Below are 15,502 nucleotides of genomic sequence, written 5' to 3'. Positions count from 1 at the left end.
CCTTGGGTGGCTCGGCGGCTTGGCCTAGCCCTTCCACACCTGCTGATTCACCAGATCCTGCGGTTTTTCGCCCAGCAGTGCGGCGCGCAGGTTGGCGCAGGCGCGGTCGGCCATGGCCTGGCGGGTTTCGGTGGTGGCCGAGCCGATGTGGGGCAGGGTCACCGCGTTGCTTAAGCGGAACAATGGCGAATCGGCCAACGGTTCTTTCTCGTAGACGTCCAGCCCTGCGCCACGAATCGTGCCGTCCTGCAACGCGGTGATCAGTGCTGGTTCGTCGACGATCGGCCCGCGGGCGATGTTGATCAGGATCGCGTTCTTCTTCATCAGCGACAGTTCGCGGGTGCTGATCAGGTGCCTGGTCTTCTCGCTCAGCGGCACCACCAGGCAGACGAAATCCGACTCGGCCAGCAGTTGATCCAGTGTGCGAAATTGCGCGCCCAATTCCTGCTCGATCTGGGTTTTGCGGCTGTTGCCGCTGTAGAGGATCGGCATGTTGAACCCCAGCCGGCCCCGACGCGCCACGGCGGCGCCGATGTTGCCCATGCCGACGATGCCCAGTGTCTTGCCATACACGTCAGTGCCGAACTGCGGCGCGTCGATGCTGCGGGTCCAGTGGCCGGCCTTGGTCCACGCATCCAGCTCGGCGACCCGGCGGGCGCTGCTCATGATCAGGGAAAAGCCAAGGTCGGCCGTGCTTTCGGTGAGCACGTCCGGGGTATTGGTCAGCATGATGCCGCGCTCGGTGAAGTAGCCGACGTCGTAGTTGTCGTAGCCGACCGAAATGCTCGAGACCACTTCCAGCTGCGTCGCGTTCGCCAATTGCTCACGGCCCAGCTTGCGGCCTGCGCCGATCATGCCGTGGACATGGGGCAGGGCTTCGTCGAACTGCTGATTCAGGTCACCTTTTTTCGGATCGGGGATGATCACGTTGAAATCTTGCTGCAGGCGCTCGGCCATTTCCGGGGAGACGCGGCTGAAGGCAAGGACGGTCTTTTTCATCGGAGTGCTTCTCTCGGCGGTTCAGAGGGGCGATGCATAGCACGCTAACATTCTTGGCGGTTGAGGGGGAGCGGCGACCAGCGATTGGTTGTAGGAGCGCGCTTGCCCGCGAATGCGGTGGGTCAGCGGTTACATCGTCGACTGAACCACCGCATTCGCGGGCAAGCGCGCTCCTACAACAGCAGTGCTTTCAAACCGACTCAAGCACCGCATGGGTCTGCAAATCCGCCTCATGCGCCGCCATGATCTCCGGCAATGAGCCGCGCAGGTACTCGACCCAGGTCTTGATCTTGGCGTCCAGGTACTGCCGCGACGGGTAGATGGCGTACAGGTTCAGCTCGTGGGAGCGATACTGCGGCAACAGCCGGATCAGCGTGCCGTTGCGCAGCCCTTCGATCGCGGAGTAGATCGGCAGATTGCCGATGCCCATGCCGCTGACAATGGCGGCGGTCATCGCATCGGCCGAGTTAACCAGGAAGGGCGAATTGGCGATGGTCACCACCTCTTGCCCGTCAGGACCGTCGAAGGCCCACTTCTCCAGCGGGAACACCGGGCTGATCAAACGCAGGCAGGCGTGGTTGAGCAGGTCCGACGGTTTGTGGGCCATGCCGAACGCTTTGATGTACGCCGGTGACGCACAGACGATGCTGTACGTAATGCCCAGGCGCTGCGAAACGAACCCCGAATCCGGCAGCTCGCTGGCCAGCACGATGGACACGTCGTAGCCCTCTTCGAGCAGGTCCGGCACGCGGTTGGTCATGGTCAGATCGAACGACACGTCCGGGTGATTACGCCGATAACGCGAGATGGCGTCGATCACGTAGTGCTGACCCACGCCGGTCATCGAGTGCACACGCAGTTGCCCGGAAGGACGCGCATGGGCGTCGCTGGCCTCGGCTTCGGCTTCTTCGACGTAGCCCAGAATCTGTTCGCAGCGCAGCAGGTAACGCTTGCCCGCTTCGGTCAGGGCAATGCGCCGTGTGGTGCGGTTGAGCAGGCGGGTCTGCAGGTGGGCTTCAAGATTGGAGACGGCGCGGGAAACGTTGGCGGTGGTGGTGTCCAACTGAACTGCTGCCGCAGTGAAGCTGCCCGCTTGTGCCACGCAACTGAAAGCGCGCATGTTTTGCAGAGTGTCCATTGGCCGTTCTCTGAAGAGATGGCAAATTGTGACATGAAGTAACTGATCCATGTCAGCTAAACCAGAGGATTATCTTCCGTTCGGTAATAAAGAATCACAGAAGACCCGACTTATCGCCATCGCAGACGAGCCCTAGAATCGCGCCATCATTTGTCCGTCCTTCTTAATCGGGTAATCGCAGCTGTGCCGCGTCGCATCATCAGAGGGCTCAAGCCCCTCAGTGTCTGGGCTTTAACGTTAGTCATCAGTGGTTGTATCGGAACGCACGGCATTGCCCCGCAAGACACCTCGTTGCCCGCCGACGCGCTGGCAACCGATGACGCCATCAAATCCGCCGCGCAAGACGCCCATTGGCCCGCAGGTCAGTGGTGGCGCGCGTATGGCGATGATCAGCTCAATCACTGGATCGAACTGGCCGCACTCGGCAGCCCGAGCCTGGCCATGGCCGCCGCGCGCGTGCGTCAGGCCAGGGCCATGGCGGGCGTGGCCGAATCGGCGGAGTCAGTGCAGATCAACGCCGACACCTCCCTGAAACGACACAACTGGGCGACTGACCAGTTCTATGGCCCGGGTGAGCTGTCGAACACCAGCACGTGGGACAACAATGCCTCGCTGGGTCTGAGTTATTCTCTGGACCTGTGGGGCCGCGAAAGCAATTCCAGCGAACGCGCGCTGGACCTGGCGCACATGAGCGTGGCGCAGGAACGTCAGGCGCAGCTGGAATTGCAGGACAACATGGTGCGCGCCTACATCCAGCTGTCGCTCAATTACGCGCAGCGCGACATCGTCGAGGCGACCCTCAAGCAGCAGCAACAGATTGTGGACCTGGCCCAGCGTCGCTTGCGGGGCGGCATCGGCACGCATTTCGAAGTCAGCCAGGCCGAAACCCTGCTGCCTGAAACCCATCGCCAGATCGACGCGCTGGACGAGGCCATTGCCTTGAGCCGCAACCAGATTGCAGCACTGGCCGGCAAGGGACCGGGGGAGGGCGCGCAGTTGCAGCGCCCGACGCTGTCCCTGCACGCGGCGTTGAAGTTGCCGTCGGCCTTGCCGGCCGAGTTACTGGGCCAGCGGCCGGACGTGGTTGCCAGTCGCTGGCGAGTGGCGGCGCAGGCGCGGGGCATTGATGTCGCGCACGCAGGCTTCTACCCCAACGTCGATCTGGTGGGCAGCCTCGGCTACATGGCCACCGGCGGCGGCATGCTGGAGTTTCTGGCGGGCAAGAAATTCAACTACAGCGTCGGCCCGGCGGTGACGCTGCCGATCTTCGACGGCGGGCGTTTGCGTTCCGAACTGGGCGAGGCATCGGCCGGCTACGACGAGGCCGTGGCGCAGTACAACCAGACCCTGGTGAGCGCGCTCAAGAGCATCTCGGACCAGCTGATTCGTCGCGCCTCGATGGACAAGCAGCAAGGCTTTGCCGATGAGTCGGTGGCCGCCGCCCGGAAGACCTATGACATCGCGATGGTCGCCTACACCCGTGGCCTGACCGATTACCTGAACGTGCTGAACGCGCAGACGTTGTTGTTTCATCAGCAGCAGGTGCAGCAGCAAGTGCAGGCCGCACGTCTGACCGTGCACGCCGAATTGGTGGTCGCGTTGGGCGGCGGGTTGATGGCGGGCAATGATTCGCCCGCGCCTGACACGACCGTGGCGCCGAAAACGCCCAGGACGTTGGCGGTGTTTGACCGGTGAGCCAGATAATTGTGCAGCGCCGGTCAGACCGTCATCGCGGGCAAGCGCGCTCCTACACCGTCACCTGTAGGAGCGCGCTTGCCCGCGAATGCTTTTTATCAAACGCCACCGGCGGCGACCTGAAATGACCACCCTCCTGCACCGCTTCACGGCCCTGCCATGGCGCCGTGAGTTCAACGGCTGGGCGCGCAGCGACGGCGTGACCTGGATCTACATTTTCAAAGTGCTGGCGGCGGCGTTCCTGACCTACTGGCTCGCCATGCGCCTGGAGCTGCCGCAACCGCGCACCGCAATGATCACCGTGTTCATCGTCATGCAGCCGCAAAGCGGGCACGTGTTCGCCAAGAGTTTCTATCGCTTGCTCGGCACCCTCGCCGGGTCGGTGATGATGGTGCTGTTGATGGCCTTGTTCGCGCAGAACAGCGAACTGTTCCTGGGCAGTCTGGCGCTGTGGGTCGGCCTTTGCTGCGCCGGTGCCGCTCGGTATCGCAACTTTCGCGCCTACGGGTTCGTGCTGGCCGGTTACACCGCCGCCATGACCGGCCTGCCGGCGCTGGCGCACCCGGACACCTCATTCATGGCCGCCGTCTGGCGCGTGCTGGAAATCTCCCTGGGCATTGCCTGCTCGACGCTGGTCACCGCCGCGATCCTGCCGCAAAGCTCGGGCGCCTCGATGCGCAACGCGTTGTATCAGCGCTTTGGTGTGTTCGCGCAGTTCGTTAACCAAGGCCTGCGCGGTCACACGGACCCCGCCTCGTTTGAAGCCAGTAACGTGCGCTTCATCGCCGAGGCGGTGGGGCTGGAAGGCTTGCGTGCCGTCACGGTGTTTGAAGATCCGCACATGCGTCGGCGCAACGGACGGCTCAACCGCCTGAACAGCGAATTCATGACCCTGACCACGCGCTTCAACGCCTTGCACCAGTTGCTTGAGCGGCTGCGCAGTCACGGCGATACCACGGCGCTCAGGTCGATCGAACCGGGCCTGGCCGCGCTGGCCGAACTGCTCGATCATTTTGCAGGGCGCGCGCTGATCGACAGCGACGCCAGGCAGTTGGCCGAGCGCTTGAGTGCCTTCCAGGCCGCGTTGCCGGAACACGTGCGCGAGCTTCGAGCCGGCTTCATGCTCAGTGAGCCCAGCGACGACCAGCAGCTGGACTTTCACACCGCCTACGAGCTGCTTTATCGCTTCGTCGACGATATGCATGACTACGCACTGACCCACGCCTCGCTGGCCGAGCACCGCCATGAGCGGGAAAACTGGGTCGAGCCGTTTCTGTCGAAAACCAACTGGATGGCGTCGGCGGCGTCGGGCATTCGCGCCACCTTTATCCTCGGCGTGATGTCGGTGTACTGGGTGGCGACCGCGTGGCCGAGCGGGGCGACGATGACCCTGGTGTCGGCCGCGACGGTGGCGCTGTCCGCCACTACGCCCAACCCGCGACGCATGTCGTTTCAGATGGCCTGCGGCACGGCGCTGGGCGCGGTGCTGGGCTTTTTCATGACGTTTTTCGTGTTCCCGTCGATTGATGGTTTCCCGCTGCTGTGCATGGTCCTGGCACCGGTTTATGCCTTCGGCGCGTTTCTGGCTTCGCGGCCGCAGTGGGCCGGCTACGGGCTCGGGCTGCTGATCTTTTTCAGCATCGGTTCGGCGCCGGACAACCTGACGGTCTACAACCCCTACGTGTTCATCAACGACTACATCGCCATGGTCATCGGCATGCTGCTGTGCGCGGCAGCGGGGGCGATCATTCTGCCGCCCAACAGTCGCTGGCTGTGGCGGCGGCTGGAGAACGACCTGCGCCGGCAAGTGGTGTTCGCCATCAGCGCGCCGCTCAAAGGCATGCGCTCCAGCTTCGAAAGCCGCACCCGGGATCTCATGCACCAAGCGTACGGCCTGGCGGCGGGGCACCCCGAAGTGCAGCGCAACCTGCTGCGCTGGATGTTCGTGGTGCTGGAAATCGGCCAGGCGATCATCGAGCTGCGCCGTGAGCAAGACATCTTGCCGGTGCACCCCAGCTACGCCGAATCGCAGCCGTGGCGCCAGGCGATCCGGGTCATGGGGCGCTCGCTGATTCGCCTGTTCATCCAGCCTGACCGCAGCAATCTGGCCCGCAGCCTGCACGCCGTGGACCAGGCCATTACCTGCGTGGCCCAGACGGATGAACCCTTTGCGCCGCACTTCGATACCTCGGCGTTGCGTCGGGTCAAGAGCCACCTGCACTTCATCCGCACCTCGCTGCTCGACCCGCAATCGCCGCTCGCCGCGTACGCCCCGAACCACGAGCCGCAAGGACTTCTTCATGCCACGTGAAATTGCTTTCCATGGCGTTTACATGCCGACCGTGACGGTGATGTTCGTGGTCGCGATGGTGGTCGCCTGGGCCCTGGATCGCGTGATGTCCGGGCTCGATCTGTACCGTTTTTTCTGGCATCCGGCGCTGCTGCGCCTGAGCCTGTTCAGCTGCATTTTCGGCGCCATGGCGCTCACTGTTTACCGTTGAGGCACGTTGTCTGAGATGAAAAAGCTCTTCAGTCTGATCGCCACGTTGTTGGTGCTGGCGTTGGCCCTCTGGATAGGCCGGCTGCTGTGGATTCATTACATGGACACGCCGTGGACCCGGGACGGGCGCGTGCGCGCGGATGTGATCAACGTCGCCGCGGACGTGACCGGCATGGTGGTGGACGTGCCGGTGCGCGATAACCAGCAAGTGAAGAAGGGCGACCTGCTGATGCAGATCGACCCGGAGCACTATCAGCTGGCGGTCAAACAGGCCCAGGCGCTGGTGTCGTCGCGCAAGGCCACCTGGGAGATGCGCAAGGTCAACGCCAGCCGCCGTGCCGACATGGACAACCTGGTGATCTCCGCCGAGAGCCGTGAAGACGCCTCCAACGTCGCCAGTTCCGCCCAGGCCGATTACCAGCTGGCCCTGGCGCAGCTGGAAGCCGCTCAACTGAATTTGCAGCGAACCCGCGTGCTCGCCGCCGTGGACGGCTACGTCACCAACCTCAACGTGCACCGTGGCGACTACGCGCGCATCGGCGAGGCGAAGATGGCGGTGGTCGATATGCATTCGTTCTGGGTGTACGGCTTCTTCGAAGAAACCAAGCTGCCCCACGTCAACATCGGTGACCCGGTGGACATGCAGTTGATGAGCGGCGAAGTCATGAAAGGCCACGTCGAGAGCATCGCCCGCGCCATCTACGACCGCGACAACCCGGAAAGCCGCGAACTGATCGCCGACGTCAACCCGACCTTCAACTGGGTGCGCCTGGCCCAGCGTGTGCCGGTGCGCATTCATCTGGATCAGGTGCCGGCCGGCGTGGTACTGGCGGCGGGGATCACGTGTACGGTGATTGTGAATCCCGAGACGAATAGTTCGACGTTGTAACGCTTCATTGTAGGAGCGCGCTTGCCCGCGATGGCGTTCCGGGCGATACATCTTTATCGGATGTACCGGCCTCATCGCGGGCAAGCGCGCTCCTACAAGGGATTGTGTCGGGCCGAGGGTTTAGAGTTTCCCGCTCAACCCAAATCGTTTGCTCAACACTCGATCCAGCAACGCTTTTGGCAGCAACCACGCCAGCAGCGGCAGGGCGTGACAACCATTGCCTGAACGCAGCAAGCGTGGCGGCTTGTTTCGCTGCACAGCCTTTAGCACGTCCTGAGCAAAATCCGCTGCCGGGGTCGGGTTGTCTTGCGACGCGTTGGCCCGGGCACGGATGCTGTCGCGCAGCGGCCACCACGGCGAGCCTTCGTGAATCACCTGTTCGGCCTCACGCTTGGCACTCTGGGCAAACTGGGTGTCGAGGGCGCCGGGCTGGACTTCCATCACCCGGATGTCGAACGGTGCCAGCTCCAGGCGCAAGGCGTCGTTCATGGCATGCACTGCGGCTTTCGACGCGCAATAGGCGCCGGCAAACGGCGTGACCAGCACGCCGGACACGCTGCCGATGTTCACCACCAGCCCCTTGCTGCGGCGCAGGGCCGGGAACAGCGCGCGGGTCACGCCGACGATGGAGAACACGTTGGTCTCAAACTGCCTGCGCAGCACCTCCACGCCGCCGTCGAGCAACGGCCCGATGGCGCCGTAACCGGCGTTGTTGATCAGCACGTCGAGGGCGCTGTTCTGTTGCTCGATCGTTGCCGCCAGCCGCGCCAGTCCTGCTGCATCGTTGACGTCCAGCTCGATGCCAGTGAAACCCGCCGCGTTCAGCGCTGCGACGTCTTCAGGTTTGCGAGCCGTGGCCCACACGGCGTACCCGGCGAACTTGAAAGCATCGGCCATCGCACGACCGATGCCGCTGGAACAACCGGTGATCAGAACAACGGGCATGGCGTGGTTTTCCTTGTTTAGGCAGTGTGGGGTCGGACAGGGCTAGGGTCTTTTGCGCCGAGCAGTGTGGTAGGGAGCTTGCTCGCGACGCTTCAATCCAGGCGCTAGACATGTAGGGAGTATGCGGACGTCTCGCGAGCAGGCTCCTCACTTGTCGTGCAGAGGGGGCTCAACGTACTAACCCGAAAACGTGCCTTGCAGGCGTTCGACGCGAAACTCAAGGGTTTGCGGCCGATAGCCCGGTCGAAGCGGCGGCAGCGGCAGGCAATCCTGCCACTGGCTGCCCGGCAGCAAATCGCCGGGGCCGCGATAGCGTGGCGCGGTGTAGGTGTCTTCAGCGAGATTGACTGTGTCGCCCGGTGCGTGGGCTGCGATCTTCCAGCGCAACTCCTTCAGCGCCACGGTATTGCCGTTATCGATCAGCACCAGCAACGGACGACCCGCCGGGCACTGCTCGGGGGCGTAGTCCAGACGTATTTGCAGGCGTTCGAGCCGCTGCTCGTCGCGGCTGTCCTCCCAGATCACAAACGCCGCCACAATCCCCAGCCCCACAGCCGCTGCGAGCGAGACAGGCAAGGCTTTGGACGGGTAACGCAACAGCAGGACCAGCCAGGTGAGCAGGAGTATCGCGCCGAAGATCATGGGAAGCGTCCGAAACAGGCAGATGCCGGCATCGTACCGAAAGGGGCGGGATAGACCAAATCGCTGGTTTAGGTATCGCCGCGTTCGCGCGCCGAATGGGCAGTGTTGGAGCGAGGCTTGCCCGCGAAGGCGTTGTTGCGGATGTTGATTCGTCATCTGAACTGGCGTCTTCGCGGGCAAGCGCGCTCCTACCGGCAGGTGCTGAACCAGTGGGAGCGAACCTGTTCGTGAAGACGTCATCACATTCCTTGCATCTCTTTCGCCAGAAACACCGCCTTCGCGGACAGGTCCGTTCCCACAGGTCATGCTGCCACCGACAAACCTGCGGCGAATGCCTGGGTTTCGTCGGGCCACTGATCGGGCAGTGTTGGAGCGAGGCTTGCCCGCGAAGGCGTTGTTGCGGATATTGATTCGTCGCCTGACCTGGCGTCTTCGCGGGCAAGCGCGCTCCTACAGGCTGGTGCTGAGCCTGTGAGAGCGAACCTGTTCGCGAAGACGTCATCACATTCCTTGCATCTCTATCGCCAGAAACACCGCCTTCGCGGACAGGTCCGCTCCCACAGGTCATGCTGCCACCGACAAACCTGCGGCGAATGCCAGGGTTTCGTCGGGCCACTGATCGGGCAGTGTTGGAGCGAGGCTTGCCCGCGAAGGCGTTGTTGCGGATATCGATTCGTCGCCTGACCTGGCGTCTTCGCGGGCAAGCGCGCTCCTACAGGCTGGTGCTGAACCTGTGGGAGCTAGGCCCGGACTGACGGTTTTTCGCTGTGCTGAAAGCCAACTAATATTCAGGAACACATCGCAATGGATTGCCCCGGTCATGACCTGTCAGCCAGCGTTGCACGCCCACACTCCAACGTTGGCGGTGATTGAACCGCGGGGTTTGCTGGCGCGCTCGGTGGCGTTTCACCGTGCGCAAGCAGGCGCGGCGCTTTCTGAGCGAGTTGATCGGACCACCTACGATGCAGCTGCCAGGCCCGTTGGACGATGGGATGCGCGGTTATGGGCGGCGGCCAATCAGGCGCCTGATGCACCTCGTAACCTGACCTACGTCCACTCGCTCTCGGGGCGGCGGTTATTCAGTGACAGCGTCGATGCGGGCTGGAGTGCGGTTATTACGGGTGTAGCCGGGCAGGTTGCCTGTTGCTGGGATGGGCGAGGACATTCCCAGCGTGTTGAATACGATCTGTCCCTGCGCCCGGTGGCGGTATTCGAAAGCGATGGAACGGTCGAAAGCTGTGCTGAGCGATTGAGTTACGCAGGAGCGGGCAACGCTGATGCCAATCAGTGTGGTTGCCTGATTCGACATGACGATCCCGCAGGTTCGGTATTTAACGCCTTGTTTGGACTGACCGGAGCAGTAGTCGACCAGACGCGCCGGTTTCTGAACACGTTGGAAGCACCGGACTGGCCAGCTTGCGCCGGTGCCCGCGATAACCTTCTGGAGCCCGGTGTTGGGTTCGATTCTTCCTGGAAGTATGGGCCCACCCAAACGGTTATCGAACAGTGCGATGCCATGGGACATATCCGATTGTTCAATCAGACCGTTGCCGGTCAGCTCAGGCAGACTCGACTGCAGTTGTCGGGGCTGGCAGCGCAAGCATTGGTCAGCGACATCCGGTACAACGCCCAAGGTCAGATCGAGTCAGAAACCGCAGGCAACGGCATCGTCACCACCGCCCGTTATCGCCAAAGCGATGGTCGGCTGATTCAACTGGATGCCCGGGATGACCAGGGCGGCGTCCGGCAGGATCTGAGCTACGAATACGACGCGGTGGGCAACGTCACCCGCATCGAAGACCGGGTGCAACCGACGCACTACTGTGGCGGCAAGCGAGTGGAGCCGGTTTCCACCTACCGGTACGACACGCTCTACCAGTTGATCGAAGCCACCGGACGAGAATTCGTGACACTGAATCGAGGGCCGGATCTGCCGGTTTTTCAGTCACCGCCCGACCCTTCGCAACTGGCCCACTACAAGCAAACCTATGACTACGATGCCGGCGGCAATTTGCAGGTGCTCAGTCATACCGGCGGGCAAAATCATTCGCTGAACATGGTCACTGCCCGTCACAGCAATCGCAGTCTGGCGGTGCTCAATGACGTACCGCCGTCCGAGGCCGACATCGCCGCCGCCTTCGACGGCAACGGCAATCTGCGCGAACTGCAACCGGGACAAACGCTGACCTGGGATCGGCGCAATCAACTGCAGCAAGTGCGTCCGGTGATTCGCGAATCCGGTCCGGATGACAGCGAATCCTACGTCTATGACAGCAGTGGCCGGCGCGTTCGCAAAGTCACGAAGACGCTCGCCAGATCGGTCACGCACACGGCAGAGGTGGGTTATCTGCCAGGTGTGGAAATCCGCAGCAATACCGCGACCGGCGAGACGTTGCACGTCATCACGTTGCAGGGCGGCCGCAACAGCGTGCGTGTGCTGCATTGGCAGCAGGGCAAACCCGAGGGCATCACCAATGATCAAATTCGCTATGGCCTCAGTGATCACCTGGGTTCCTGCACGCTGGAGCTGGATCAACAGGCACAAACCATCAGTCATGAGAGTTATTACCCGTTTGGCGGAACGTCCTGGTGGGCGGGCAGAAGTGAGGTTGAAGCGCGTTATAAAACAGTGCGCTATTCCGGAAAAGAGCGCGATGCAACCGGGCTTTATTACTACGGCCTGAGGTATTACGCGCCGTGGCTGATGCGGTGGATTAGTCCGGATCCGATGGAAGAGATATCAGATCTGAATCGTTATCAATTTGTGGGCAATCAGCCTATAAACTTTTTCGACATCTTGGGGTTAGTAAAATGGCCTTGGCAGCGCGGGACGGCCCCAGAAGTTGCCGAATTTATCGAAATATATAAGCGGGAGGACGTTGGCGGTGCCCGTGCTTTTCATGGGCGCGAGCTTGAGGTTGAAGCCCAGAAGTTGATGGATGTCGTGGGGAAAATGAACGAGCAGCCGACGCTTACCGACTATGTCGATGGTGGTAGCGGGGCTTATCGTGAGATCAATAATCATCTGCGCGGATTTGAGCAGGGCAACGATAGTACGCTTAACGCCATACAGGACCTGGATTCCGAGTACCAGCAATTGACCGACTATTCAGGTGTGGCTTATAGAGCCGTCAAAACTGGCCAAGGCATTTACGCAGACAAGATAAGACCCGGGGATGTTGTCAGGGATGGAGGGTATATGTCAGCAAGCGCATTGGTCAGGAATAGCATCAGTTGGCTGGAGACATGGACCGATAATCTGACCCAGAACCCCGAGCATGTGGTGTTCGTCATGAGCAAGGATGTGCCCAAGAAAGTCGCAGGCATTGCGATGCTCGGAGATCACCTACTTGTGGCTCCTGGCGAATTTATGAAGGTAGCCGACATCAAGAAGGTCTCGTCGACCTCGTCCGGGCAAACGGTGAAAGTTGTGGGGCTCAGGCCCGTCGGTCACATCGAAAGACACGACATAAAGGACATCCAGACAGGGGAAATGGTGATGGCTGCCGAGAGAGGCCTTGGGCAACGTTTGCTCCGCCGTATCGAGCGTCGTATGACGCGCGCTTTGCAAGCGTAACAAAGCCCTGCACTTGCTCAATACCTGGCTCTTTCAGTCTGATTTGGGTTCGGACTGGCGGTCTTTAACCCTGGCGATTCAAGACTAGTCTTTAGGGACTCTCGCAAAGGATTGCGCTGACCATGCCGTGGAATCCTGTTCTTCACACCCATACCCCTGTCCTTACAGTCATCGAGCCGCGCGGTTTGCTGGCCCGCTCGGTGTCGTTTCATCGTGCGGACGATACAGAAACGCCTGCCGAGCGCATTGACCATACCGTTTACGATGCCGCCGCCCGGCCTGTCGGGCGTTGGGATGCGCGGTTGTGGGCGGCGGCTGAGCAGGCATCTGCTGCACCTCGCAACCTGAGCTACATCCACTCGTTGTCGGGTCGGCCACTGTTTTCTGACAGCGCCGATGCCGGATGGAGTGCCAGCCTGGTGGGGGAGGCCGGGGAGGTCATGCACCGCTGGAACGCGCGGGGGAATTCACAGCGTGTTGAACATGATTTGCTGTTGCGTCCTGTGGCGTTGTTCGAAAGTGAAGGCAGCCACGAAGGCTGTGTAGAGCGCTTTGTTTATGGCTCTGCCGATGCTGCCCTGCGCAATCAGTGCGGACGACTGATTCGTCATGACGATCCTGCGGGTGTAGAGCTTGACCAGGGATTTGACTTGAATGGCGCCGTGGTCGAACAGAGACGGTACTTTTTGCAGATGATCGATACCCCTGACTGGCCGGAACCTTGTGCTGAACGCAATGCTTTGCTGGAAGCCGGCACCGGGCTCACCACTGGCTGGCGCTATAATCCCCTCGGTGAGCTGTTGGAGCAAAGCGACTGCCAACGCAACGTTCGACGCTTTTCTCAAACGGTTTTTGGCGATTTAAAGGCCGCTGCGTTGCAGCTCAAGGGTCAGTCTGAACAGGTGTTGGTAGATGGCATCCACTACAACGCCCAAGGCCGGATCGAATCGGAAACCGCCGGTAACGGCGTCGTCACCACCGCTCTCTACCAACCACAAGATGGGCGTCTGATCCGTCTCAAGGCTCAGCGCGATGACGGGCACGTGCTGCAGGATTTGCACTATGAATACGACGCTGTCGGCAATGTCACCCGCCTCGAAGACGACGCGCAAGCCACACTGTTTTCTACCAATCAACGGATCGAACCGGCATCGACCTACCGCTACGACACGCTCTATCAATTGATCGAGGCAACCGGGCGCGAGACCGCCAGCACCCATCACGGACCCGCATTGCCTGGCTTTCAGTCCCCCGCTGACTTCTCGAAACTGACGAATTACAGGCAAACCTACGAGTACGACGCCGGCGGCAATTTGTTGAAGTTCAGCCACGAGGGTGCGCAAAATCACTCGCTGAACATGGTCACTGCCCGTCACAGCAACCGCAGTTTGCCGGTGCTCAATGACGTGCCGCCGTCCGAGGCCGACATCGCCGCCGCCTTCGACGGCAACGGCAATCTGCGCGAACTGCAACCCGGACAAACGCTGACCTGGGATCGGCGCAATCAACTGCAGCAAGTGCGTCCGGTGATTCGCGAATCCGGTCCGGATGACAGCGAATCCTATGTCTATGACGGCAGTGGCCGGCGCGTTCGCAAAGTCACGAAGACGCTCGCCAGATCGATCACGCACACGGCAGAGGTGCGTTATCTGCCCGGTGTGGAAATCCGCGGCAATACCGCGACCGGCGAGACGTTGAACGTCATCACGTTGCAGGCGGGACGCAACAGCGTGCGTGTGCTGCATTGGCAACAGGGCAAACCCGAGGGCATCACCAATGATCAAATTCGCTATGGCCTCAGCGATCACCTGGGTTCCTGCACGCTGGAGCTGGATCAACAGGCACAAACCATCAGTCATGAGAGTTATTACCCGTTTGGTGGTACGTCCTGGTGGGCGGGCAGAAGTGAGGTCGAAGCGCGATACAAGACCGTGCGCTACTCAGGAAAAGAGCGCGATGCAACCGGGCTTTATTACTACGGCCTGAGGTATTACGCGCCGTGGCTGATGCGCTGGATTAATCCGGACCCGGCGGGGGAGCGCGGCGGAATAAACGCGTTTGGTTTTCTTTATGGCTCTCCCTTGAGGTATGTCGAATTGGAGGGCGCCACACCTGACGACACCACTACCCCTCATCTGGAGATGAGTCCTGCGCTGCTCCCCGGTATGACGCTGGTAGCAAAAGGGATGTCTTCATTCAACCCAACCCAGCGCAAGAGAATGCAAGGCGCATTAGAACTCGCTGTTGAGCTGCTCAGTGAAACCCGGGCGTTGCTAAAGGAGGCGCCCCTTTCAGAGCCTATTGGCAATGTACTGGATTCGACGTTCGGGAAACTCCCTCCCGGTACGCGACAATCCGCCGCGTCTTCTGTTGAAGCTCGTCTGGGTCAGCAGGAGATTTATCTCAAGCGGTTGTCCACCGACTCGGGCTGGAAAATTGGCTTGTTTGATTCGGGCTCAGACATTGTAGGACTCACTAATCCGAGTCATGAAAAAGGCAATGAAAAAGTCATCATGATGTCGAGAGCCTATCTCGAGAGTCGGCATTTGATGTCGATAGCGGGCATTCTTATTCATGAGGCAAGCCATGCGACATTGAACACTGTGGATATGTTTTACCACCCGGAATATTCGACACTGACGCCCTCATCTCAAGCACCTTCAGACGTGGGGAAGTGGTCAGAAAGATTAAGGATGGCATTGAACTCGAACGCCACAGTTGGCCCCCGCGAAGATCAGGGCCTTGATACCTCGAATTACGCGGCAAATATGAATCTTCTTTTGAAGAAGCACCAGAGCACGCCTGAGGAACGGGCTAAAGAGTTCACTCAGAATATGACTTCGCGAATAAGTCTACTGGCAAAGAACGCAGACACCTATTCCATGCTGGTCATGTCCACTCATTTGCCTGAAAAAATAATGGCCAGGAAAATGGCCGACAAGACCTGGATCAAGTGAATCGACGGGACTTTGATTCCTTAGGTAGGAGCCCAGTGAGTCGGCCTACTACAGGTATTACCGGATAGCAATGAGGGATGGTCAGGCTACGAATCTGACGATTGGTGGTCTGCAGGATAGACGCTCGACTAGTCTTCAACGACAACCGCAAGGATTGCGA

Annotated in this window: 10 protein-coding genes; 6 read left to right on the top strand and 4 right to left on the bottom strand. The window is 60.7% G+C overall.

What is annotated here, in order from left to right:
• Positions 1-24 precede the first annotated feature (24 nt).
• Together ABQX22_RS02560 and ABQX22_RS02555 are read right to left on the bottom strand one after the other, a co-directional pair.
• Positions 25-999 (bottom strand): 2-hydroxyacid dehydrogenase, encoded by a 975-nt coding sequence (locus tag ABQX22_RS02560; RefSeq protein WP_349796170.1) that lies wholly within the window; start codon positions 997-999, stop codon positions 25-27.
• A 190-nt stretch (positions 1,000-1,189) separates the two neighbouring features.
• Positions 1,190-2,137 (bottom strand): LysR family transcriptional regulator, encoded by a 948-nt coding sequence (locus ABQX22_RS02555; RefSeq protein WP_349796168.1) that lies wholly within the window; start codon positions 2,135-2,137, stop codon positions 1,190-1,192.
• 183 nt (positions 2,138-2,320) lie between these two features.
• Here ABQX22_RS02555 and ABQX22_RS02550 point away from each other — a divergent pair, with 183 nt between their 5' ends.
• The 4 genes from ABQX22_RS02550 to ABQX22_RS02535 all read left to right on the top strand — a co-directional run bounded on the left by ABQX22_RS02550 (position 2,321) and on the right by ABQX22_RS02535 (position 7,221).
• Positions 2,321-3,832: an efflux transporter outer membrane subunit gene (locus ABQX22_RS02550; RefSeq protein WP_349796166.1), complete on the top strand. Its 1,512-nt coding sequence runs from the start codon at positions 2,321-2,323 to the stop codon at positions 3,830-3,832.
• Between the two features lie 124 nt (positions 3,833-3,956).
• The gene (locus ABQX22_RS02545; protein WP_349796164.1) at positions 3,957-6,143 is read left to right on the top strand and encodes an FUSC family protein; all 2,187 of its coding nucleotides are present in this window, start codon (positions 3,957-3,959) and stop codon (positions 6,141-6,143) included.
• Positions 6,133-6,333 carry a DUF1656 domain-containing protein gene (locus ABQX22_RS02540; protein ID WP_349796162.1) on the top strand — a complete coding sequence of 67 codons (201 nt, stop codon included), beginning with the start codon at positions 6,133-6,135 and terminating at the stop codon, positions 6,331-6,333. The genes ABQX22_RS02545 and ABQX22_RS02540 overlap by 11 nt, the downstream gene beginning before the upstream one ends.
• A 15-nt stretch (positions 6,334-6,348) precedes the next feature.
• Positions 6,349-7,221: an HlyD family secretion protein gene (locus ABQX22_RS02535; RefSeq protein ID WP_349796160.1), complete on the top strand. Its 873-nt coding sequence runs from the start codon at positions 6,349-6,351 to the stop codon at positions 7,219-7,221.
• A 120-nt stretch (positions 7,222-7,341) separates the two neighbouring features.
• Here the strand turns inward: ABQX22_RS02535 and ABQX22_RS02530 are convergent, their stop codons facing one another.
• Both ABQX22_RS02530 and ABQX22_RS02525 read right to left on the bottom strand, forming a co-directional pair.
• Positions 7,342-8,166, bottom strand: coding sequence for an SDR family oxidoreductase (locus ABQX22_RS02530; RefSeq protein WP_349796158.1), 825 nt, complete (start codon positions 8,164-8,166; stop codon positions 7,342-7,344).
• Between the two features lie 177 nt (positions 8,167-8,343).
• Positions 8,344-8,808, bottom strand: coding sequence for a multidrug transporter (locus ABQX22_RS02525; RefSeq protein ID WP_349796156.1), 465 nt, complete (start codon positions 8,806-8,808; stop codon positions 8,344-8,346).
• An 820-nt stretch (positions 8,809-9,628) separates the two neighbouring features.
• Between ABQX22_RS02525 and ABQX22_RS02520 the strand changes: the two genes are divergently transcribed.
• Both ABQX22_RS02520 and ABQX22_RS02515 read left to right on the top strand, forming a co-directional pair.
• On the top strand, positions 9,629-12,385 hold the full coding sequence (locus tag ABQX22_RS02520; RefSeq protein ID WP_349796154.1) for an RHS repeat-associated core domain-containing protein: 2,757 nt from the start codon (positions 9,629-9,631) through the stop codon (positions 12,383-12,385).
• Positions 12,386-12,507: 122 nt separating this feature from the next.
• Entirely contained in the window at positions 12,508-15,342 is a 2,835-nt protein-coding gene (locus ABQX22_RS02515) for an RHS repeat domain-containing protein (protein ID WP_349796152.1), read from the top strand.
• The last annotated feature ends 160 nt before the right edge of the window (positions 15,343-15,502 follow it).

Origin of the sequence: Xanthomonas sp. WHRI 1810A (assembly GCF_040202885.1) — a bacterium.
GTDB lineage: Bacteria > Pseudomonadota > Gammaproteobacteria > Pseudomonadales > Pseudomonadaceae > Aquipseudomonas.
The sequence above is the reverse complement of the archived record's forward strand: the minus strand, read 5'-3'. Positions and strand labels throughout refer to the sequence as shown.